General features: G+C 45.0%; 23 protein-coding genes. 11 read left to right on the top strand and 12 right to left on the bottom strand.

The window, feature by feature from the left end; all coding sequences use genetic code 11:
* Nucleotides 1–48: 48 nt before the first annotated feature.
* Entirely contained in the window at nt 49–843 is a 795-nt protein-coding gene (locus J7529_RS08290; protein ID WP_318728598.1) for an SWIM zinc finger family protein, read from the bottom strand.
* A gap of 9 nt (nt 844–852) precedes the next feature.
* Nucleotides 853–3999: a DEAD/DEAH box helicase gene (locus J7529_RS08285; RefSeq protein WP_318728597.1), complete on the bottom strand. Its 3147-nt coding sequence runs from the start codon at nt 3997–3999 to the stop codon at nt 853–855.
* Nucleotides 4000–4167: 168 nt separating this feature from the next.
* Between J7529_RS08285 and J7529_RS08280 the strand changes: the two genes are divergently transcribed.
* The 3 genes from J7529_RS08280 to J7529_RS08270 all read left to right on the top strand — a co-directional run bounded on the left by J7529_RS08280 (nt 4168) and on the right by J7529_RS08270 (nt 6284).
* On the top strand, nt 4168–4485 hold the full coding sequence (locus J7529_RS08280; protein WP_271942217.1) for a nucleotidyltransferase domain-containing protein: 318 nt from the start codon (nt 4168–4170) through the stop codon (nt 4483–4485).
* Nucleotides 4482–4889, top strand: a complete 408-nt coding sequence (locus J7529_RS08275; protein WP_318728596.1) for a HEPN domain-containing protein — start codon at nt 4482–4484, stop codon at nt 4887–4889. The genes J7529_RS08280 and J7529_RS08275 overlap by 4 nt, the downstream gene beginning before the upstream one ends.
* 123 nt (nt 4890–5012) lie before the next feature.
* Nucleotides 5013–6284, top strand: coding sequence for an EAL domain-containing protein (locus tag J7529_RS08270; protein ID WP_318728595.1), 1272 nt, complete (start codon nt 5013–5015; stop codon nt 6282–6284).
* Nucleotides 6285–6349: 65 nt separating this feature from the next.
* Here the strand turns inward: J7529_RS08270 and J7529_RS08265 are convergent, their stop codons facing one another.
* Nucleotides 6350–6730 carry a hypothetical protein gene (locus tag J7529_RS08265; protein ID WP_271942208.1) on the bottom strand — a complete coding sequence of 127 codons (381 nt, stop codon included), beginning with the start codon at nt 6728–6730 and terminating at the stop codon, nt 6350–6352.
* A 114-nt stretch (nt 6731–6844) separates the two neighbouring features.
* Nucleotides 6845–7540 (bottom strand): iron-sulfur cluster biosynthesis transcriptional regulator SufR, encoded by a 696-nt coding sequence (gene sufR, locus J7529_RS08260; protein WP_413038845.1) that lies wholly within the window; start codon nt 7538–7540, stop codon nt 6845–6847.
* Between the two features lie 168 nt (nt 7541–7708).
* Between sufR and J7529_RS08255 the strand changes: the two genes are divergently transcribed.
* From J7529_RS08255 to J7529_RS08235, 5 genes are all read left to right on the top strand, one after another.
* Nucleotides 7709–8080, top strand: coding sequence for a ferredoxin-thioredoxin reductase catalytic domain-containing protein (locus tag J7529_RS08255; protein ID WP_271942203.1), 372 nt, complete (start codon nt 7709–7711; stop codon nt 8078–8080).
* A gap of 147 nt (nt 8081–8227) precedes the next feature.
* Nucleotides 8228–9664, top strand: a complete 1437-nt coding sequence (sufB, locus tag J7529_RS08250) for a Fe-S cluster assembly protein SufB (protein WP_318701508.1) — start codon at nt 8228–8230, stop codon at nt 9662–9664.
* 2 nt (nt 9665–9666) lie between these two features.
* Nucleotides 9667–10434, top strand: a complete 768-nt coding sequence (gene sufC, locus J7529_RS08245) for a Fe-S cluster assembly ATPase SufC (protein ID WP_318728594.1) — start codon at nt 9667–9669, stop codon at nt 10432–10434.
* 1 nt (nt 10435) lies between these two features.
* Nucleotides 10436–11815 (top strand): Fe-S cluster assembly protein SufD, encoded by a 1380-nt coding sequence (gene sufD, locus J7529_RS08240; protein WP_318728593.1) that lies wholly within the window; start codon nt 10436–10438, stop codon nt 11813–11815.
* A 112-nt stretch (nt 11816–11927) separates the two neighbouring features.
* Nucleotides 11928–13184 (top strand): SufS family cysteine desulfurase, encoded by a 1257-nt coding sequence (locus J7529_RS08235; protein WP_413038844.1) that lies wholly within the window; start codon nt 11928–11930, stop codon nt 13182–13184.
* Nucleotides 13185–13417: 233 nt separating this feature from the next.
* On the opposite strand, the gene J7529_RS08230 is transcribed toward J7529_RS08235, so the two are convergent.
* Nucleotides 13418–13879 (bottom strand): DUF2127 domain-containing protein, encoded by a 462-nt coding sequence (locus J7529_RS08230; RefSeq protein WP_318728591.1) that lies wholly within the window; start codon nt 13877–13879, stop codon nt 13418–13420.
* Nucleotides 13880–14052: 173 nt separating this feature from the next.
* Nucleotides 14053–14523 carry an SMI1/KNR4 family protein gene (locus tag J7529_RS08225; protein WP_318728590.1) on the bottom strand — a complete coding sequence of 157 codons (471 nt, stop codon included), beginning with the start codon at nt 14521–14523 and terminating at the stop codon, nt 14053–14055.
* A 457-nt stretch (nt 14524–14980) separates the two neighbouring features.
* On the opposite strand from J7529_RS08225, the gene J7529_RS08220 reads away from it, so the two are divergent.
* Nucleotides 14981–15241, top strand: coding sequence for a hypothetical protein (locus J7529_RS08220; protein WP_318728589.1), 261 nt, complete (start codon nt 14981–14983; stop codon nt 15239–15241).
* A 163-nt stretch (nt 15242–15404) separates the two neighbouring features.
* On the opposite strand, the gene J7529_RS08215 is transcribed toward J7529_RS08220, so the two are convergent.
* Both J7529_RS08215 and J7529_RS08210 read right to left on the bottom strand, forming a co-directional pair.
* A complete protein-coding gene (locus J7529_RS08215) occupies nt 15405–15680 on the bottom strand; it encodes a hypothetical protein (RefSeq protein ID WP_318728588.1) in 276 nt (91 codons plus the stop codon).
* Nucleotides 15677–16246 carry a hypothetical protein gene (locus J7529_RS08210; protein ID WP_271942183.1) on the bottom strand — a complete coding sequence of 190 codons (570 nt, stop codon included), beginning with the start codon at nt 16244–16246 and terminating at the stop codon, nt 15677–15679. Before J7529_RS08210 ends, J7529_RS08215 begins: the two co-directional genes overlap by 4 nt.
* A gap of 283 nt (nt 16247–16529) precedes the next feature.
* On the opposite strand from J7529_RS08210, the gene J7529_RS08205 reads away from it, so the two are divergent.
* The gene (locus J7529_RS08205; RefSeq protein WP_318728587.1) at nt 16530–17567 is read left to right on the top strand and encodes an N-acetylmuramoyl-L-alanine amidase; all 1038 of its coding nucleotides are present in this window, start codon (nt 16530–16532) and stop codon (nt 17565–17567) included.
* Between the two features lie 142 nt (nt 17568–17709).
* Here J7529_RS08205 and J7529_RS08200 read toward each other — a convergent pair whose 3' ends face one another.
* Nucleotides 17710–18039, bottom strand: a complete 330-nt coding sequence (locus J7529_RS08200) for a hypothetical protein (protein WP_318728586.1) — start codon at nt 18037–18039, stop codon at nt 17710–17712.
* Between the two features lie 293 nt (nt 18040–18332).
* Here J7529_RS08200 and J7529_RS08195 point away from each other — a divergent pair, with 293 nt between their 5' ends.
* Nucleotides 18333–19403, top strand: coding sequence for a CHAD domain-containing protein (locus J7529_RS08195; RefSeq protein ID WP_318728585.1), 1071 nt, complete (start codon nt 18333–18335; stop codon nt 19401–19403).
* Between the two features lie 99 nt (nt 19404–19502).
* Here the strand turns inward: J7529_RS08195 and proX (J7529_RS08190) are convergent, their stop codons facing one another.
* From proX (J7529_RS08190) to J7529_RS08180, 3 genes are all read right to left on the bottom strand, one after another.
* Nucleotides 19503–20555, bottom strand: coding sequence for a glycine betaine/L-proline ABC transporter substrate-binding protein ProX (gene proX, locus J7529_RS08190; RefSeq protein ID WP_318728584.1), 1053 nt, complete (start codon nt 20553–20555; stop codon nt 19503–19505).
* A 199-nt stretch (nt 20556–20754) separates the two neighbouring features.
* Nucleotides 20755–21807, bottom strand: coding sequence for a glycine betaine/L-proline ABC transporter substrate-binding protein ProX (gene proX, locus J7529_RS08185; RefSeq protein ID WP_318728583.1), 1053 nt, complete (start codon nt 21805–21807; stop codon nt 20755–20757).
* A gap of 82 nt (nt 21808–21889) precedes the next feature.
* The gene (locus J7529_RS08180) at nt 21890–22585 is read right to left on the bottom strand and encodes a GUN4 N-terminal ARM-like repeat domain-containing protein (protein ID WP_318728582.1); all 696 of its coding nucleotides are present in this window, start codon (nt 22583–22585) and stop codon (nt 21890–21892) included.
* Between the last annotated feature and the right edge of the window lie 101 nt (nt 22586–22686).

Below are 22686 nucleotides of genomic sequence, written 5' to 3'. Positions count from 1 at the left end.
TCGAGGATGAGAATGGTAAACGGTTTTGTCGATCAAATCTTGATTACACTAATCTCCTCGTAAGGCTGATCTGGTGGCACTTTGGCTCACATCCTGATATAAGGTTTTTAAATAAGCCATTAACGATTTAGACTCCGGGGCTTTAGTGCGTTCGGTTACAATTGGCCCTAGCACATCTAACACGGTTTCTGGATTCACTGGCGGGGCAATGACCACGAGGGATGACTCTAACTCGCGATCGTAGCGCCAAAACTGGTCTAGAGCAACCTGGGGATAGGTCAGGGGTAGGGGTTCGGTGCTGGCACCTTCTGGCCCCATTCCGCGCTTTTCGCGCAGAGCAGAGATAATATTATCCTTACTCTTTCCGCGCAATTGAAACAGTACAAAGGGATCGGCACTGAAGCGATCTCCTAATAAATAATACACGGCAGCGATATGTTTACAGGGATTCGCGGGATCAGGACAACTACATCGTGAATGAACTTCACCCAGCGTAAACGGAAATAAGCTTAACCCATTGGCAGCAAATACCGATTCGATATTATCCGGCATTTCTCCAGCTAACAATTTCGCCACATAAATCGCTTTTTCCGATAAAGTCTCAATCACATTATCCCAATCTTCCGAGGTAAAGGCATCTAACCAAATAGAAAGGCGATAGGGTTCAGGATCGGTTCCTTGCACCTCTGCCACCACTTTTTGCTCTTGAAACTGAATCGATAATACATGGCCTTCCCGCGCATAATTTCGCCCCCGCTCCAGTCGTTTCTTAAACCGATAAGAATTGAGCAAGTCTAACCATTGCTGCGTCCACCATTCTCGCTCGATGCCATAGGAATTCATATTTCCCTCCTAGTCTTCTGACTGTTCTAATAATAATAAATCGCGCAGTTGATTGGAGTCTAAACTAGCTAGCCAATTTTCTCCTGAACCCACCACTTGTTCTGCGAGTTCCTGCTTGCTGGCAATGAGATCGTTAATCTTTTCTTCTAACGTGCCTTCACAGACAAATTTATGCACTTGCACATTCCGAGTTTGACCAATGCGAAATACTCGGTCTGTGGCTTGATTTTCCACGGCTGGATTCCACCATCGGTCAAAGTGAAAAACATGATTGGCACGGGTTAAATTCAAGCCGACACCGCCTGCTTTTAGGGATAAAATAAACAGTTTTGGCCCTTGGGGATCGTGTTGAAAGCGGTCAATCATTTCTTCTCGTTGCGCTCTTTTGGTATTGCCGTATAGGAAAAAGACTTGGGATTGAAATTCTTGTTCTAAATAAGGTTTGAGCAATTTGCCCCATTCGGAAAACTGGGTGAAAATCAAGGCCCGATCGCCGACATCAACCACTTCTTCGAGCATATCCCGCAAGCGCATCAGTTTCCCGGAGTTTTCCGGCTCTTTCAGCTTGCGCTTCTTCAAGAACTGTTCGGGATGATTGCAAATTTGCTTTAATTTGGTGAGCAGTGCTAAGACTTCGCCATGGCGTTGAATTCCTTGCGCTTGCTCAATTTCGGCTAAGGCTTTCTCCACCGCTTCTTGATAGAGCTGCTTTTGCTCATCCGAGAGAGGACAGAACACGGTCATTTCCTGTTTTTCTGGCAAATCTTGGATAATCGTGCGATCGGTTTTCAATCGCCGCAGGATAAAGGGTTGGGAGAGCGATCGCAAAGTTTGCAAGGATTCGCGATCGCCATATTTCTCAATCGGAATTGTAAACCGGCGTTGGAAGAACTGCCGATTGCCCAAATAACCGGGATTGAGAAAGTCCATAATTGACCAGAGTTCTTGCAAGCGATTTTCTACCGGTGTTCCTGTCAGGGCAATGCGAAACTCTGAGGTTAACTCGCGCACGGATTGGGACTGTTTAGACTCTGGATTTTTGATGTTCTGAGCCTCATCTAAAACTATCCCTTGCCATTCTACCGCTTGCAATTCTTTTTGGTCTCGAAAGACTAAGGGATAGCTGGTAATTATCAGATCTTTACCCTCAACGGCTTTGACAAACTCCTTATTTTTAACGCGCTTCATTCCATGGTGAAGCAGCATGTTCAAACTGGGCGCAAATCGTTTAACTTCCCGTTGCCAATTGCCTAAAACGGACGTGGGACAAACCAATAATGTTGGTTTTTTGAGCTTTTTCTGTTGTTTCAAAACCAACAAAAATGCCAAAAACTGAATGGTTTTCCCCAGTCCCATATCGTCGGCTAAACACGCCCCTAAGCCCCATTGCTCTAAAAACGTCAACCACCCCACCCCCCTGGATTGATAGGGGCGCAACTGTCCGTTAAATGTCTCTGGAGGGGCGATCGCCTCAATCGTGCGTGGCTCCATCAAACGAGTCAGTAACTCCCCTAATTGATCGGAAGCCCGAAAGTCCACCACTGGCAGCTTTTCCACCATCTGTGTATCCCCGGTACTGATGCGCAGAGCATCTTCGAGGGATAAACTCATTTGGTCTTTACGCTTGGTGAAAAACTCCTGAGCGACGCGCACATCTTGGGGACGCAACTCCACCCACTGCCCATTAATTTGCACCAAAGGAGACTCTAAGGCTACCAATTGGTCAAATTCTTTCTTAGAAACTCGCTGTCCTCCTAGGGTTAATTCCCACTTAAATTGCAATAAACTTTGTAAACTTAAGCGATCGGTTTTCTTCCGTTTGGGCGTGTCAGCCACCAAGCTTAATCCTAAGCGATTAGAAAATCCCTGTTCCGGTGCGAGAGAAGGGGGCAAAATTACGCCTAATCCACTTTCTTTCAATCGTCCCACTATGGATTTAAGGAATTCATAGGCCGGTTGGGGATTAAGCCGACAAAATAGAGGTTGGGACGTATTTAAACTGTCTTCTAAAGAAGGAAAAATGCGCGAGGCTAATCCTAATCCAGCTAAAAAAGTTTCTTGAGGATAATGAATGGTATAGCCTTCATAGAGTAGAGATTCTACAGGATTGCTCCAAATGGTATTGGCATCGACAATACAATCGGGATTTTCGACCGATTGTAATCCATATTCTAGTAACCAATCCTGACTTTTTCCTTGGGGAGGATGAAGTTTTAAGACAGTGCTAAAACTGCTTCCCTGATGCAGGTGTTCGATAGGAGCCATCCACTTCGTGAGGGTGGTTTTGAACTTTTCAAGTTCTGGGGTGGGGGAGAGGGGTTTACCGCTACCATTTAAGCTTTTCAGCCATTGGGCGATCGCCCCTTTCACATTCGGTAAGGGAGTCTCCTGTTTCTGAATCTGGGCATTTAAAGTTTGGCTCAAAAAGTCCCACAGCAAAGGTTTGGGCGCAGTAGGAAAATCCAGTTTAAGGCCCTCTTCAGCCGGTTGATAGGTGTGGCAACTTCCCGGCATGAGGCTGCTCAACTGGCTAAAACGGTGGCGATCGCTCTGACTATCGAGTAACGGTTGCCATTGGGCGATCAAAGACCCCTCCTCCTCAACTGTGAGGACAGGCAAAAACTTACACCGCGCCAGCAAGTCCAGACTCCACCGGCTAATATGAGACCAAAATCGCAGATCCGCGCCCAACCAAGCTGGGCTAGACTCTAATAACCCTAGGGGCAGACTTTGCAGAAAGGGCAGGGTTTGCTGGGGAGTCAGACAGAGCGCTTCAATCTGCCAAGGGTGAAGGGTAATATCTGGATTTTCTTCGTCTTCCCCGGAGGCGATCGAGTATAGAGGAGTACAGATAACCCCGGGGGTTATCTTACGTTTCGATTTCGGTGCAGATGCTGGAAACTGAAGCAGGGTAGGTAAAGCCAGTTGCAGGGGGGCGATCGCTACTGTCTCCAAATCTGGTAAAGCCCTTTGCACCGACTCTGGGATCTGACTTGACTGTAACCAGGATTGCAGTTCTGTCACACTCAGGGCAAAAGGATGGGGCGAAATGGCAAAGGGTGAGGGAGTGCATTCTTCAGGGGAAACTCTGCGCCAAGTTTCTGCCCAAATCACAAATTGATGTTGAGTTAACCAACTCCCGTGTAAAATTGCCATGCGATCGTATTTTTAAAGTTGAGTCAAAGTGAGGATACTTTAGGGGCGACTACACTCAATTTCTCATAGCCACCTAATTTCAGTAACCATATCACGACAATGACCCAATGGATCACTAAGGAGTCGGGAGTGAGTTAAATTAGAGTTAGTGTTAGGATATTGTCTACCATGAAAGAAGAAGATCGTCAAGTCGCCTTAGCGTTTTCTAAACGCTTAACCGAAATCATGCCAATTTTGGAGTTACGAGTATTTGGTTCCAGGGCACGGGGAGATGCGACGGAAGAATCGGATCTAGATGTGTTTATTAAAGTAGCAGAGTTGGATCGAGTCAAGCGCGAACAAATTTATGATGTGGCCTGGGAGGTTGGTTTTGAATTTGAGCGAGTGATTTCTACATTTGTCGTGACACAGACAGAAATAAACCATGGGGCTGTGGGGGCGAGTCCGTTGTTATTCAAGGTCTTCAATGAAGGCATTGCGGTATGATTAATCCTCAGTTACAGTTATTAGTTGAATATAGACTCTCCCAAGCCCAGGAAACTTTACGAGAAGCTGAGATATTATGGGAACAATCAGCCTTTCGGGGTTGTATTAATCGGTCATACTATGCGATGTTTTATGCGGTTATGGGTTTGTTAGCCACTCAGGGATTAGGGACATCTAAGCATAGTGGGGCAATTAGTCTTTTTGACCGTGAGTTTGTCAAGACAGGCATTTTTACCCGTGAATTATCCCGAAGTTTGCATCGGGCATTTGATGAACGACAAGCGAGTGATTATGGAGAAATGTTAGCACCCGATCAAACGTTGGCCACAAGTTTATTAGAGCAATCGCGTTTTTTTGTCAGTCAAATTCAGAGATATATAGAAAACTGGAAATTAAACCGATAAGATTCCTACAGATTGTTGTGCATACATACCCAGTGACCTGCTACATTTCTGTAGACAGTAGGAGAGCAGTTATAATCTATGAAGTAGTTGCCAGCCAACTCAGATCGATATTTGGGAAGCATCATGATCTTTAGCGTGAAGTCCAAACTCTACGAACGGCTTCAAACTCGCCGGGTTCAGTCCGGAGACTCGATCTTTTATGAAGGCGATCGCGGAGACTTTGCTTATATTCTCGAAGAGGGAGAAGTAGAAATCTGGACTCAGGTAGAAGAAAAACATCGGGTTCTCAATCATCTTAATCCCGGCTCCATGTTTGGTGAAATTGCCCTAATTGATGGTCAACCCCGCTCTGCTTCCGCTACTGCTTTAACCGATGTCATTCTCACAGTCGTCACCAAGGAACAGGTTAACCGACGCATTCAAGAAGCCGATCCTTTGTTGCGAATGTTACTGTTGATGGTGATGCGCTATTTTCGCTCAGAAACTCAAAATTTCCGATCGCGCACTAACTCTTTAGCACCTAAATTTTTCCTAGAAAAACTCTATCCTAACATCAATCCCAAAAAAGGTCTCTCCTTTCGACTCACAGAAGCGGTGGATTTAATCCGCATGGAAAATGAGTTACGAACCGCCTTGGATGAAGAACAATTTAAGCTAGTTTATCAACCCATCATTAATTTAGAAACCCACACCATCACCGGCTTTGAAGCCTTAATTCGCTGGCAGAGTCCCAACCGAGGATTTGTTTCTCCAGATGAATTCATTCCGTTGGCAGAATCGACTTCTTTAATTGTGCCCATTGGTCAATGGGTAATAGAAACCGGATTAGAAGCACTTAAGACTCTTCAAAAACGGGTCAACTATCCCGTGAGCATGAGTTTTAATATTGCCAATTGCCAAATTGAAGAACCTAATTTTCTAGAGTTTTTACTCAATTGTACCGATAAATATGGACTCAATTATCAGCAAGTGAAGCTAGAGATTTTAGAGCGGACTTTATTTGATAGCGAACGGGAAATTGCCTGGGTGCAGCAATGCCAGGCTTTAGGATTTCCTTTGGTTTTAGATGATTTCGGCACAGGATATTCTAGTTTGCAATATCTGAATGAATACCATCTCGATAGCCTAAAAATTGATAAGTCATTTGTCCAGGGAATGAATGTGAAAGAGCAGAATAAAAGTTGCAGTATTTGTCAAGCAATGGTCGATTTATCCAAAACCTTGGGCATGACCGTAGTCGGTGAAGGGATCGAGACTGATGAGCATTTGCAAGCGCTAAAATCCTTTGGCTGTACTTACGGTCAAGGGTATTTCTTTTCGCGACCTCTTCCTTTAGAGCAGGCGATCGCCCTCTTTGAAGACCCTCGGTTTAGGGCAATAGGGGATAGGAAATAGGAAGACGCAGGCGCTCCCTTCGACACTTCGGCTTCGCTCAGTGCGGCGCTCCGCTCAGGGAGCGGTTAGACTTCAATGCGGCGGTCTTTTTCAAACCAGAAAACAATATCGATCACCTTTAAATCGGTTACCTTCACTTGGATTTCCTGGGCAATTTCATTCAAGGGAACCCGTGCTGAACTCACCAAACGTGCAAAAAAATTGATAAAGCTCTCATCAAGATCGATAATCTTCTGAATATGGGGGTCGTGTTTCACCCAATCGGCGATCGCCTCCTCAGAAATCGACTCTGCGGGTTGATGGGTCTGTAGACTAATCTCTCTCAGAGCGCGACAGGCGTAAATCGCTAGTCGAGTAGAAAACTTATCAGCCGACGATAATAAAGCTGAATCGACCATCATCGCTTCTTCTTCAGTGAGAAATTCGACCGGTAAGCGGGAATTCATAATCGATTAAAAATTAAAAAGGCTTGCATTCAACACTATTCTTTCCCACCCAACCCAGAAGCTTGAGAAACGTAAGGTTTATTTAATTGAATTTTCTGGAACGATCGCCCAAACTTAAGCTGATTCAGCCGTATTCATCAACGGTGCAATTAAATAACCACAGCGATGTTCTCCATCAATAATCCAATGGGTGCGTTCCACCTCACAATCAGGAAACAGATCCGAAAACATCTCCAATTCATGGCCACAGACCGTCGGAAACGATTCTGCTACATCCGCAATGGCACAATGATGTTCAGTTAACATAAATCGAGTCGCCCCATTCGGATTCTGGGCATCCGGTTCTACAGCATACCATTGGGCCATATAGCCTTCTTGCTGTCGGAGTTCCACCAACTTCTCCACTCGTTCGGAGATCGTGCCATTTCTGAGGCGATCGCGGTAAACTTGCGCTTTACGTTGCCATTGTTTCTGCAAAATAGACCCCACTTGGTCTTTGCCCACCGTTTCCGCTAAAGTATCCAGAAGAGCCACAGCAAACTCACCGTGATTATTTGGGAAGCGATCGCGACCCTTTCGACTCAAGGAATACCAATGTTGGGGCCGTCCCATCGAAGAATGTCCCTCCTTATCCCCATGCACAACCTCATACTCAATCAACTCCTCCCCTTCCAAGTCCTTCAGGTGTCGCCGAATCGCTTGGGGACTAACCCCCAACGCCTCGGCCAAGCCCAAAGCTGTTGCTCGACCATCCTTGAGTAGGTACTCCAGAATGGTCCGTTTCGTCGAGATTTGGTGAGCGATTCCCATGATCATCACAAAACTTAATCACCACTACAGCGTACACATGATGCCAAAATTAGAATTTGACAACAAACTTGTTGCTAAACTACGCTAAACTCATAAGTAAAGCAACAATCAAGTTGTTTAAACCCATTATACTCAGTTTAATTCTGTTCGTTCATTAAAAATTTGCCCATGACCCTATCATCCCAACCCCAACAAGCCACAGAGCATAGTCTAGAAGCGATGCGGAAATTTTCCGAAAAATATGCGGACAATACCGGCACTTACTTTTGTTCCGATCTGAGCATCACAGCCGTCGTCATCGAAGGACTCGCCAAACACAAAGACGAACTTGGCGCTCCCCTATGCCCCTGTCGTCACTATGAAGACAAAGAAGCCGAAGCCAAAGCTGCTTACTGGAACTGCCCTTGCGTCCCCATGCGCGAGCGCAAAGAATGCCACTGTATGCTTTTCCTCACCGAAGATAATCCCTTTGTTGGCACAGAAAGAAATATCAGCATCGATCAAATTCGCGGTACGACCAACACCGTCACCACATCCTAAGCTCATCAAGGAATAGACCTCTTGCATAAGTGGGTAGAAAATAAATAGTAATGGAGTAATCTTGCATTTTTATTCCTATTCCCTCACCTTCTGCAAGAAGTCTAATAGACCCAGCCTTGTCCCACCAGTCAGTAGAGAACACCCACCATGTCCACTAGCGTTAAAACTCTAGTCAACCAACCCTACAAATATGGTTTCATCACCGACATTGAAACCGACAAAATCCCCAACGGCTTAAACGAAGACGTAGTCCGCCTGATTTCCGCCAAGAAAAATGAACCGGAATTCATGCTCAACTTCCGTCTCAAAGCCTACCGTCGATGGTTAGAAATGAAGGAACCGAATTGGCCTCATCTTCAATATCCCCCCATCGACTACCAAAATATTAGCTATTATTCGGCTCCGAAACAGCAAGATAAAAAGAAAAGTCTCGATGAAGTTGACCCCGCTCTCCTAGAAACCTTCGAGAAACTCGGTATTCCCTTGTCCGAACAAAAACGACTCTCTAACGTTGCCGTTGATGCCGTTTTTGATAGCGTTTCTATTGCTACAACTTTCCGGGAAAAACTCGCCAAAGAAGGCGTGATTTTCTGCTCCATTTCCGAAGCCGTTCATGACTATCCCGAACTGGTAGAAAAATATCTCGGTAGTGTAGTTCCTGTCGGAGACAATTACTTTGCGGCTCTCAACAGTGCCGTATTTAGTGACGGTTCCTTTGTGTATATTCCCAAAAACACCCAATGCCCTATGGAACTGTCCACCTATTTCCGGATTAACAGTGGAGATACCGGACAATTTGAGCGCACCTTAATTGTAGCTGATGAAGGGTCTCAGGTCTCCTACCTGGAAGGCTGTACAGCTCCGATGTACGACACGAACCAACTGCACGCGGCAGTTGTGGAATTGGTCGCTTTAGATAATGCCGATATTAAATATTCCACCGTACAAAACTGGTATGCAGGAGACGAAAATGGCAAAGGTGGAATTTATAACTTCGTGACCAAACGAGGAATTTGTAAAGGAGTCAATTCTAAAATTTCCTGGACTCAAGTGGAAACCGGTTCTGCAATTACTTGGAAATATCCCAGTTGCGTGTTAGTCGGCGATAATTCCGTGGGCGAATTTTACTCGGTTGCTCTCACCAACAATAAGCAGCAAGCAGATACGGGAACCAAGATGGTTCATGTGGGCAAAAACACTCGCAGCCGGATTATTTCTAAAGGAATTTCTGCCGGTGGTTCTGCCAACAGTTATCGGGGTTTGGTCAAGGTTAATCCCAAGGCAGAAGGGGCGAGAAACTATTCCCAATGTGATTCCATGCTAATTGGGGATAATGCCGAAGCCAATACATTCCCCTATATCCAGGTGCAGAATAATTCTGGAAAAGTGGAGCATGAAGCCTCGACTTCCAAAATTGGGGAAGACCAACTCTTTTATTTTGCCCAACGGGGAATTTCTGCCGAAGATGCTGTCTCGATGATGATTAGTGGCTTCTGTAAGGATGTGTTTAATCAACTGCCGATGGAATTTGCGGTAGAAGCAGATAAGTTATTGAGTTTGAAACTAGAAGGAACAGTGGGTTAAAGATGAGCATTTTATCAGTACGCAACCTCACCGCTAACGTGGCGGGACAATCGATTCTCAAAGGGTTAAATCTGGAAATTAATGCCGGAGAAATCCATGCAATTATGGGACCCAATGGGTCTGGGAAAAGTACGTTTTCTAAGATTCTTGCCGGTCATCCTGCCTATGAAGTCACGGGTGGCGAGGTAATTTATAAAGGTGAGAATTTGTTGGAAATGGAAGCAGAAGACCGGGCAACTTCTGGGGTGTTTCTGGCATTCCAGTATCCCTTGGAAATTCCAGGTGTAAGTAATTTAGACTTTTTGCGCGTTGCCTATAATTCTAAACGCAAACAAGAGGGTTTGGAAGAGTTAGATACGTTCGACTTCCAAGATTTGGTAGAAGAGAAGTTAGAAGTCGTAAAAATGGATGCGGCATTTTTAGATCGCAGTGTGAATGAAGGGTTTTCTGGAGGGGAGAAAAAGCGGAATGAAATTCTGCAAATGGCCCTTCTAGAACCGACATTGTCGATTTTAGATGAAACGGATTCAGGCTTGGATATTGATGCGCTGAAAATTGTCGCCAATGGGGTAAATCAGTTGACGCGCCCGGATAATGCGGTATTGATGATTACCCACTATCAACGGTTGTTGAATTATATTGTCCCCGATTATGTGCATGTTATGGCAGATGGCCGAATTTTACGCACGGGGGATAAGGAGTTGGCTTTAGAACTTGAATCTAGGGGATATGACTGGATTCTAGAGGAAGCATTACAGGGGGTGAAATAGGATGAATATGCTTTCAGTTGGGGCGATCGCCTCCATGGATCTGAATCGGGAAAGTCCCCGGTTTCAAGCCGTACAACAGCTTCTGAACACTCGTCTAGGGTTCGATCGCCCGCAACTCGATCCAGCTCTGGTGTCTTTAATTCAAGCAGTACGGGAATATGGAGCGGCGATCGCCTCGGAACTTCAGTTCCCCAGCTCCCAGGATGAGGAATGGCGGTTTACAGATATTTCTCGCCTCTTGGGGGTGAATTTCCAACCCGCTACTTTTCCGGAGGAAACCCTCAAGATTGATATTACGCCCTTTATCCTACCCGAGGCAGCAAACAGTCGCCTGGTATTCGTCAATGGGGTGTATTCTCCCGATCTCTCGGATCTCTCTGGCGTGAATTTAGAAACCGTCACCCATCTCTTATCAGGGGTGGTTCCGGAAGCTAAACTCAATCCCTATTTAGGCAAACAACCGGGAACTCAAGAGGTGTTTACTGCCCTAAATAGTGCCAGCTTACAGGATGGGGCGCTGGTTTGGATACCAGCCAATCAGGTTGTCGAAACGCCGATTCATGTGCTGTTTTTATCGGCGGAGAATGGGGAACCGGCACTTGCCAGTCCTCGGACTTTAGTGGTTGCTGGAGCGAACAGTTCGGTTACCCTAGTTGAACAGTATGTTACGATTAGCAGTTGTCCCGCCGCTCCCGGAATTACCCCCTATTTCAGTAATGCAGTTACGGAAGTTTGGTTAGAGGATAACGCCCAGGTTAACCATACTCGCATTCAGCAAGAAGGACAGCAAAGTATCCACATCAGCAAAACCGCAATTTGCCAAAACCGCGACAGTCGATATACCCTGAATGGCATTAGTCTAGGAGCGGGTTTATCCCGTCACACCATTGATGCGATCCAGCAGGGAGAAGGAACCCAAACGACTCTCAATGGCTTAACTGAAATCACCGGCAAACAATGCTCTGATACCCATAGTAGTATTAATCATTTGTATCCGAATGGCAGCAGCAACCAACTGCATAAATGTATTGTGGATCGGAATGCCCATGCTATTTTCAATGGCAAGGTTTTTGTGCCTAAAGCTGCTCAGTTAACCCATGCCCAGCAGCTCAATCGCAATTTAATTTTGTCAGACAAAGCAAAAGTAGACACCAAACCTCAACTGCAAATTACCGCCGATAATGTCAAATGCTCCCATGGGGCAACGGTAAGTCAGTTAGAAGAGGAAGAGGTCTTTTATTTACAAAGTCGGGGCTTATCTCAAGAAGCGAGTCGTCATTTGTTAATTGATGCCTTTGCCAATGATATTTTATCTCGTATTCCCCTAACTTCCTTGCAAACTACCCTGGCTCAGTGTCTCTCGTGCCGGACTCATTTTTGATCTGTGTGAGCCAACCTAAAAAAGGGGGGAAATAAAACATCTCTATCCCCCCATCTCCCTATCTCCGCATCCCTCAAACTTTCCCTAATCATTCTCTATTCATAACCCTATGATGACGTTTACCCAGCCCAAACCCCTAGCTGCCCTTGTCCGAGATGATTTTCCGATTCTTCATCAGGAAGCTCACGGACATCCTTTAGTGTATTTGGATAATGCGGCAACTTCCCAAAAACCCAGGGTTGTTTTAGAGACTTTACAGCACTATTACCAGCGAGATAATGCCAATGTGCATCGGGGGGTTCATTTACTCAGTTGTCGCGCGACAGAAGCTTATGAAGGCGCTAGGGATAAGGTTGCAGGGTTTGTGAATGCGCGATCGCGTAATGAAATCGTCTTTACCCGGAATGCCAGTGAAGCGGTTAATCTCATTGCCTATGCTTGGGGATTAAATACCTTAAAACCGGGGGATGAAATCATTACTTCGGTGATGGAGCATCATAGTAATTTAGTGCCTTGGCAAATGATTGCCCAGAAAACCGGAGCAGTCCTAAAGTTTGTCGAGCTAACAGACACGGAAGAATTCAATTTTGAGCAGTTTAAGTCCTTGCTCAGTTCCCAAACCAAATTAGTTACAGTTGTCCATGGTTCTAATACATTGGGCTGTATTAATCCAGTGGAAGACATCGTGCAGGAAGCCCATAAAATCGGCGCAAAAGTGTTAATTGATGCCTGCCAAAGTGCCCCCCATTTAAAGTTAGATGTTCAAGCCATTGACTGTGATTGGTTAGTGGCTTCTGGTCATAAAATGTGCGGTCCTACTGGCATTGGGTTCTTGTATGGCAAATTAGAATTACTTGAAGCGATGCCGCCCTTTTTGGGGGGTGGGGAAATGATTGCTGAAGTATTTCTCGATCGCGCCACCTATGCCGAACTGCCCCATAAATTTGAAGCTGGAACCCCTGCCATTGCCGAGGCGATCGCCCTGGGCGCAGCCGTCGATTATTTAACGGGTATTGGATTAGACAAAATACACGCCTACGAATTGGAGTTAACCGATTATTTGTTTGAGCAACTCCTGCAAGTTCCCGACGTGAGAATTTACGGGCCAAGACCCAGTCAGAAGACTGTTAGAGCCGCCCTCGCCACTTTTACCACGGGTGATATTCACGTCAATGATATCTCCTCCCTCTTGGATCAATCGGGTGTAGCGATTCGTACCGGACACCATTGCACCCAGCCCTTACACCGGATTTTAGGGATTAATTCCAGCGCTAGAGCGAGTTTATATTTCTACAATACATTTGCAGAAATCGATCGCTTTATTGTTGCTCTGAAAGAGACCTTAGCGTTTTTCAAAAGTATTTTGTAGCACACTACCGATATTTAAAGACGCGAGCGGCTGGGAACCCTTTTCTAGGGTGGCACGATAGAACAATAGTTATTGCTAGAGTGCTTACAGCGGTTTGTGATGTAATGAGAAATGGTATAACCAACTCCTTCTCTGCTATAGCAGAAAAGGTAGGTGATGGTTTAAGGCACTCTAGCAACAGGCACGAATCGCAATAGAAAATGTCCTAACTCTCCCTTTCTCTGCTATAGAGATCAGGACAATTTGGCCGTTTTCTGTTGCTGCTGGAGATGATTGAGCAAATAGAAAAAGACCAACAAGTTCAACCCTAAAAGGATGACATGATTGGCTGAAGGATGGTGAATCGATTGCCAAACTTCCACTGGTAGAGGTAACCCAGCTAATAGGGTAACAAGAAAATTTCCCCAGGATTTTCCATACCATAACCCTAGGGTTGCTGTTCCTAATCCTAGGGCATAAACACTAGCTATTCTGGCAATCAATTGCAGTTCGGACACTTGATGATGGAGGATGTAATGAACAATCCATTCAATGGTGTTGTATTCCCCATTAACCAAGTAGCCTTCTGCCCACTGTGCGATCGCCTCATAATTTCTCCAACTCCAAGCCGAGGCGATCGCTAAAACAGCCATTACTACTGCCAGAAACCCTTTATACATAATCACCAACTTTAAGCCCAAAGAACGTTCTTCCATCTGCGATCCTATCCATTTCTACTTATAGTCAATCTATAACGTCGGTATCTGTAGGGGCGAACGGCCGTTCGCCCCTACAATTATGTCTCACTGTTAACCGAATCGACTATACTAAGGGAGAGAACGAACTTTATCGTTCACAAACCCATTAAAAATCCTATACCCCACCTTCCTTACATTTTCCATTTCTTACGCCAAGCTGCTTCTTTTTCTAGGTAATCGATTAAGAAATTTGTATAACTCCAGTATTCCAGTTTAAAAGAATTACGTGATTGATGCTCTTGATAAGAATAAACAGGAGGATTATCACCATCAGCAGTTTTGAAAAATAAAAAATAATAGTCTTGGTGCATAAAAAAAACTAAAGAACTCTGTGGGAGTGACAAGGGAAAATCATCCTCTTCTATAATCAACTTAGCTGTTTCTTGATTGATCTCAAGATTTTCAAAAAAACAATCAGATCCTTCCATTAAGCCACCCGCCTTTTTTCCTCCCCATAACAGGAATTCTTGATAAGCTAAGGGAAACTTTATATTTAATTTTTCTTCAAGATGTGAAATTTCTTGATTAGTACAAGATTCTACTTTTTTGTGAAATGTATCTCCTGAATAGTCAAATTTTGATTTAAATTGCTCAAGGTACATAAAATCCTATTTGAACTCTAATTTACTGTCCACTTCTCACGTCTGTTCCAAGATAACATTATAGTTTTCTCTCCAATGTGTGATTGCCTTTGAGCTATAACCATCCTAAACCTACCCTAAGAAAGAATAACAGGTGGGGGAAGTGAACAAAATACCTACTGCCGATCAGCTAGAAAGCCCACCGTCCGATGGTGGGGTTTGGACAGGGCCGAAAGTAGCCAGATGGATAGAGAAAGTCACGGGACGGCCCCTGCTTTAGAACCAAAGGGGTTGGGACTACTTGAAGAAGCTGAAACCATCATGGCAACGACCCCGTCCCCACTATGCCAAAGGAGATAAGTAAGAGCAAGAAGCCGTTAAAAAAAATACCTCAGTTGAAGGCAAAGCTGGAGAAGGACTATCCCGATGCACAGGTGGAGATTTGGGCATTTGATGAGGTGTCGGACTCAAACCGATTGTGTGCAAAGTCTGGAGTCCTATCGGCTCCCGTCCCATTGCCTCCGTCCACCATTGCTATCAATGGACTTATGTCTATGGTTTTGTCTGTCCTACCACTAGGGCAACAGAGTGCTACATCTTACCTGGGGTTAATATTGACGGGTTCAATCTGGCCTTGCTTACTTTTGCTGAAGAAGAAGATAAAGAAGCAAAACTGGGGGAAGCTAACTTAATGCAATCCAACTTAGCTGCTGCACAGTTAAATAATGTTGAGTTGTAGGAAGCTAGCCTGAGTATCGTAATTTTCGGCCAGAAGACAATCGATTAGAAAATCTAGTCGCTGTCTGCACCGGTTGCCACTTGGGATACCACCGAAACCGCCGAGGGAATGTTCCCCCAGGACAATTAGAATTATGGTAATGGGCAATTGGTAATCAGTACACCTATCCTTGATGGCGCTTAAAGGGAATTGTATTTCCTTTTTGCGTTTCTTCTGGAGTTTCAGCCTCTTCATATTCTACATTCGGTGCTATTTTAGACTCTTCTTCTTTCAAAGAATCTTTCTTTTCTGGATCGTGCCAAGGAGAATCGTAACGGTTCCACGGCAAAATTGGCCTTTTGGGCAACTTATTGGTTAGTACCGTAATATTATCCTGATCCGGTTCCGGCAGGTTGACTTTCTTTTTGGGAGGATTGGGATTGTCCGCAGTGGAACTCATAGGGCAAAGTAAGTCAAAACAGTAGGGAAACAAGCCATCCCTGGACAGAAGTTAGCCACTACCATATCTGTCAGAATCACCAGCGCCAACATCCAAGTCGCATAAGCAGCATAGGAGAGGGATTGGGAGATATCATCAAGGCGTTGTTTATTGGCATTATAGGCTTCTGACCAGTTAACCAACATTTGGAGTTGATACTCCTCGGGTGAGAGGGAGAGGTAAGTTTCGAGGAATTTGCGATCGCCTAAATTGGGGCTGACTGCCATTTGCCGAGGGAGAAATGCCGAAATCAGCAATGTAAAGTTTACAAGAAAGCCCAGCAACTCAGCAACTGTGATCAGGTTAGGTACTAGCACCAACCGAGATAGGGTTAAACTGGTTAGCAAGGCTCCATTCGTTACAAATAATATATTGAGTTTAGTGGTTAGGGTTTGGTTTTTCTGTCGTTGTTGTTCAAGGACTTCACGGGCATCTCCAACAGCGAGTTTTAGGGTACTGGCAGATAAGGAGTCTTCAGAAGGTTCAGGAGCGAGGGCATCAAAGAGGGAATGCACGATGGCAGTCATGGTGGTAGGAGGTTTTATTCAGTTATAGGGTGAAGGGTGGAGTTAGCCAAAACCTTGGCCAGTTCTGTTTCCTATTATGGTGCATTCTGAACCTGTTTGGGGAGAGGACTTTTACTCGATCTTGGGGATTTTGTGAGTCAGGGAGAGGGGTCACGAACTAGGCTAAATTGCGGATCGAGGCGATCGCTCTTTTTAAAGAAAGCTTCTTTTTTGCCCAACTTTAATATTCTAGACGAAATCCCTGAAATATAATGAGGTCGATATCTTAGGATCAGGCAAGTTTATGAGTCAAATCATTCGGAAAATCTATTTACACTGGAGTGGAACTCACTATAACTGGGCAACTCCTGGTCATTACCATACTATAGTCATGAGTGATGGCACAGTTAAACGGCTCACCGGCTATGACCAAATGTTGCGGACTCATACTTATGCCCGCAATGCGAATTCTGTTAGTATCTGTTGCTCTTGTATGGGAGGAGTGGCTTGGCGAGATTATCCTCCTACTAATATTCAGATTGACAATATGTGTAAAGAAGTGGCATCCCTAGCCCTAGATTTGGGTTGGGGTCCCAACGATATTACCATCTCTACTGTCATGACTCATGCAGAAGCAGCCGCCAATCGGGATTTCTCCAAGTGGCAAGCTTGGCGAGGTACAGGAGTTTCTTTTGGTACAGCTAGATATTATGGTCTCCCCCATGATAATTATGGCCCCATTAGTTGGCATGATGGATGGCCCGGAGGAACAGCAGAGCGCTGGGACTGGTGGCAACTGAAATCTTCCGATCGCGGTGGTGTAGGGGGTGATATCCTTCGAGATAAAATCCGTAATTTCATGCAAGCTGCTGCCGATCCGGACTTACAAAAGATCGAAAATTATCAACAGGAAACAGAATGTCGGCTCTTCTTTGGGGGTCGAGTAATTTCTACAGGATATATCCTGTCTGATAACCGGTGTTATGCTCGGTTATTAGATTTAACCTCACCCTTCCAAATCAGAATTGGTACAGTCCAAAGCGGGGACATCCGGTTTATTAACCTACTTTCGGATAAATACAAACCTCAGTATATGACCGATGCTCCTATTATTCCCAATTTTCCCAATGTTGACATTTACCTAAATCGTCCCTTGGATGTGAATGGAAATGCCATTGGTGACCAAGATTTCCCTGTGCAACCCTTTGTGCAAGGAGTTTTATTAAAGCGTTCTACTTATGTCATCTTGGCAGATTTCTGTAAAGAATTAGGCATTGATTATGCTTATCGGGGTGCAGATAAGTCTATCCATTTAGGCACGAAAACAGCCCCTCCCATGTAAATGCTTTTTGTCTTGGTGACACTCCGCTTAACAAGGGGCTGAAGCCCCTTGTTAAATAACGGTTCTTTCTGGGTAATGGGTTAAGTTACTTGCGTGATTCTATCAAGGCTTCATTGAAGGGATGGTTTAAGCTGAAGGGGAATTACCTACTCGAGTCAGCACCATGGGTAGAGCTTTGATTTCGATAGTAAATGGGGTCTTCTCCGTCTTTTGCCGTGACGTTTTCATAAACGCCGTCATCCCGCTTGACTAGTTTACTAAACCCTAAATTTTTGTAATCATTATTGCTTGTGGGAATACTGAGCATAGGCGCGCTCACTAAACGACGCACCGGTGCATCTAAGGGGGTGCATTCAGGATCAATATGGGCTAATTCACACAGTTTGCCCCAAGTGTCGATGGTCTGATTGAGGGAATGAAAAACTTCCACCTGGCGATTATTACTAGGGCAGAAATAATCGTAGAGAGGCATAATAATCTGTAAATTGAGAAAAGGTTGATCTATAGTTTAGTATATAGGGCTTAGAGACCAATTTCAATAGATGGATGGGTCAAGGCTTGCTTGTGTCGATCAATTGGGCGATCGCCATGGGTGAGTCAGTTTGAAAGCAGAAGGCAATGATCTGTACTAACGGATACAGTTTAGAGTTGTGAAGTTTTGATAATTCAAATTACTAGGAGAGTGTAAGTCGGTTATCCTAGATCTTCTTAGCTAAATATCCTAAACAGCTAGAGCGATTCATTTGATTGTAAGGGGCACAGACGATGATTCAACAGCGATACTCTCAAACGCAACAGTTAAGAGATTGGGCTTATCTGGGCATGGAAAAGTATTTCCACAAAGCGATCGCTTATGAACAGAAGGTTTTAGCTGACCAAGATCCGGAAGATTTACATCAGATGCGGGTTGGAATGCGCCGGTTACGCAGTGCAGTTACCGGTTTTGCCCCCATTTTAGACTTACCCCCCCAGATGAGTAACAAGCGGATTGGTAAAATGGCCAGAATCCTGGGAGAGTTGCGAGATTTAGATGTGCTGCAAGAAGCTCTGCAAGAGTATCAACCCCAAGTAAAAGCTAAGGAGCAACCCTTATTAGAGAAAGCCTTGCAAAAATTATCCAAACGACGCTCTAAAGTTTTCAAAACCGTGAAAAACTTCCTCAAGGGTAAGACGTATAAGAACTTTAAGCAGTCGGTAAACACATGGTTGGAAGAGCCGCACTATCAGAATTGGGCAGAACTACCGGTTAATAGTGTATTACCCGATCTCTTGTTACCTTACATTAATCAATTATTGCTGCATCCAGCTTGGTGGGTTGGGGTAACTGTAGAGGGAGAGAAAATCAAGCGGCAAACTCGGTTAACTCTCAAGGGGGCTGAAGCCCAGATTTCAGAACAGGGCGAAGCATTACACGATCTGCGCAAACAAGCCAAACGGGTACGCTATCAAATGAGCTTGTTTAGACAGCATTATGGGCCGGTTTATCAAGAATATGTGCAGGAGATTAAGCAAATTCAGGAAGTTTTAGGCACGATTCAAGATACTTTGGTATTGGAAGCTTTTTTGGATGAAGTTCTACCTTCTAACTGGAGACAGGAAGGGCCTGGATTGACTAAGCTGTTGACTAAACAGCGTTACGAATGCTGGAAAGAATGGTACAAGTTGCAACAGCGGTATTTAAATGAACTGGTTCGTCAAGGACTAAGACAAGCCGCGATCAGCCCCTTGATTGCGATCGCCGTAACGGACAACAATACACTGGACTCAAAAGACCTACCAGAAGAGATGAATTCTGCTAAAACAACCAACCATCGTCACCTGCACAATAAACACTAATCCTCTTTCTTGTCGTTGATAATGCTCGACTCAATAAGGGGTCTCCAGCCCCTTGTCTGCAAAAGTATGGGTAGGATGGCAAGCTGAAAGAAAATAGGATTAAGATTGAGCTTCCATCGCTTGTTCTACCCAACTATCAAATAACTCTTGATTGTCGGCAATCCACTGATTAACGTGGCGATCGATATCTTCGGGTGTATTTTCTCCCTCTTGCATGAGCAGGTTTTGAGCATTAATATCGTCAATGGGAATTTCCACCACTTCAAAGAGCTTTTTCGCAGCAGGATTGGCTTCCACAAACGCTTTGTTTGCGGCAATCCTCATGCGATCGACGACAAAACCGAGATTTTTTCCGTTGGCTGTGGTATCGGCTTCGGACACTTCTCCTTGTGCTTCGGGTAGATTGGTATAAGGGACCTCAATCCAAACGGTCTCTTCACCGGGTTTTAATACACCACCCAGCCAATAGGGAGTCCAAGTATAGAAAAGAATAGGTTTCCCTTCGTTGTAGCGCACCACAGTATCGGCAATCAAGGCAGAATATTCCCCCTGATCGTGTTCGACAGTATCGCGCAAACCATAAGCATCTAATTGATGTTCGATCACTAACTCACAACCCCAACCCGGATTACATCCCGTTAAATTGGCTTTTCCATTACCGTCGGTATCAAAGAGCTGGGCAATTTGGGGATCTTTGAGCTGTTCTAAATTGGTAATGTTATATTCGTCGGCAGTTTTCTTATCGATTTGGTATCCTTGTGATACCGCAGGGGTTAGGACTCCAATTTGGGCTAATTTTTCATCCCCACCCCCATTTTCATAAAATTCAGTGTGTAGCCTTTCCCAATTTACAGCAGTGTACTGTATATCTCCGCTGCCGATCGCGACATAGAGGGTTGGAAAGGTAAGTTCTTTGGGAATTTCAGTCTCGTATCCCAATTGGTCTAAGGCTTTGTTGACAATTTCAGTATGAAACCGCGCTTCTAGCAAGTTACTATGGGCGGAGATTACTGTTACTCCTTCCTCAGGTAAGTTGCCAGAAGGTTCTGTAGTATTATTGCCCCTAGAGGTATTGTTACAGGCGATCGCCCCCAAGAGCAACCCCACTAACATTGTACCCAAAGCGAGGGATTTTATTCTCAATTGGATCATCGATTTACTTCACTAACACAACAATCAGATCTCTGCTCTGTTTACCGATTAAGACTAGACTCAAAAAACAGGCCAGAGGATATCAATTCTGATAAAACAATCAACCCTTTCTTTTGGCTAATAATACTCAACAAAACAAGGGTCACTAGACCCTTGTCTGCCAACGTGTTCATGGATGGCAAGCTGAAAGAAATGGGGATTAAGATTGAGCTTGCATCGCTTGTTCTACCCAACTATCAAATAACTCTTGATTGTCGGCGATCCACTCATCCGCATGACGTTGAATGTCTTGTTGTGTATTTTCTCCTTCTTGGATTAGCATGTTTTGGGTATTGATGGCATCAATGGGAATTTCTACTAGCTCAAAGAGCTTTTTAGCTGCCGGATTAGCGTCTATAAACTCTTTATTGGCGACAACCCTAATACGATCAACGACAAAACCGAGATTTTTACCATTGGCTGTGGTATCAGCTTCAGACACCTCCCCTTGTGCTTCGGGTAGATCTGTATAAGGAACTTCCAGCCAAATGGTCTCTTCACCGGGTTTCAACACGCCACCAACCCAATAAGGAGTCCAAGTGTAAAACAAAACGGGTTCTCCTTCCTTGTAGCGAACCATTGTATCAGCAATCAGGGCAGAATATTGACCCTGATTATGTTCTACCGTATCTCGCAACCCATAAGTATCTAAATGGTGTTCGATTACCAACTCACACCCCCAACCGGGATCGCATCCCGTTAAATTGGCTTTTCCATTGCCATCGGTATCAAAGAGTTTGGCAAGTTCGGGGTCTTTGAGTTGTTCTAAACTGGTAATGTTATGTTCATCGGCAGTTTTTTTATCCATTTGGTATCCTTGTAATACCGCAGGGGTGAGGACTCCAACGTGGGCTAATTTTTCATCTCCCCCACTATTTTCGTAAAAGTCGGTGTGTAGTCTTTCCCAATTCACCGCAGTGAAGTCTATATCTCCGTTACCGATCGCCGCAAACATGGTGGGGTAGGTCAGTTCCTTCGGGGGTTGAGTCTCGTATCCCAATTGCTCTAAGGCTCTGTTGATAATTAGAGTTTGAAAGTGTTCTTCGAGCAAGCTACTCTGAGCATGGGTTAAGGTTATGCCTGCTCCAGGTAAGTCCTCGGAGGCTTGTTCCGTGGTATTTTCGCCGGAGGTATTGCTACAGGCGATCGCCCCCAAGAGCAACCCAGCTAACATCGTACCCAAGGCGAGCGATTTTATTCTCAATTGGATCATCGATTTACTTCACTAACACAACAATCAGATCTCTCATCTGTTTATCAATCAAGGTAGCATAAAGAATTTACGCCTTCCTTTTTTACTCTGTCCAAGCGGGATGGGAAAGGAGTGAATCCATCACCCGAACCCCTCGCAGTTGGTTCGTCAGGGGTAAATGCCCCTTGGGAGCGGTCAAATCCCAGATAAAGCCACCCGGATACCGCGTCCAAGTTTTACCCGTACGCCATTGAATTTTCGGCCAGAGTTTTTCCCAGTTTTTGCCCAAGGATAACCAGATCTCCCGTTGAATGGAGAATCCAAATTTACCTTCGGAATACACGAGCCACAGGGTATTAATCGTGTGTAAATCGGTTCGGGGAAATTGGTTCACTTCGGAGAAATACAGCCACTTCCGAGTCATGGCACTTTCTCCTGCGAGTTCACACATTTTCAGGAGCGTCAGGCGATCGGCCTCTTGGAATTTCTGCTCGATCAACAGCGCTTGTAGGGAGCTGTAATCAATATCGCGATCTGTATTTAAAGGAACCATTCCTTGGGGAAACTCACGATTGAGAAACTCTTGCACCACAGAAGACGCAGATGCTCTGAGCTTTAGGAATGCCGTTCCCTGTGGCCAAGTGGGGTGGTGGCGATCGCTCTTCGCCAGAAAATCCATCAGCACCTGTTCCCCGGAACTCCCCAAAGTGCTGAGAGTCTCAAGGGTTTTCAGTTGGGTTTTCCCATTCGGCGACGAGAGGGCAGTAGAGAGTTGTTCGAGATCGGTAAGTTCAGGCACAGAAACAGCAATTAAATCTTTGAATCCCTAATCGCAATCATTGTACCACGGGGGATGGGGGGATAGGGAAGATGGGGGAGACGCGGGGACACTCCAGACAC

Source organism: Roseofilum sp. Guam, from assembly GCF_017746735.1.
Lineage (GTDB): Bacteria > Cyanobacteriota > Cyanobacteriia > Cyanobacteriales > Desertifilaceae > Roseofilum > Roseofilum reptotaenium.
This window is presented reverse-complemented; position numbering and strand designations above follow the sequence as displayed.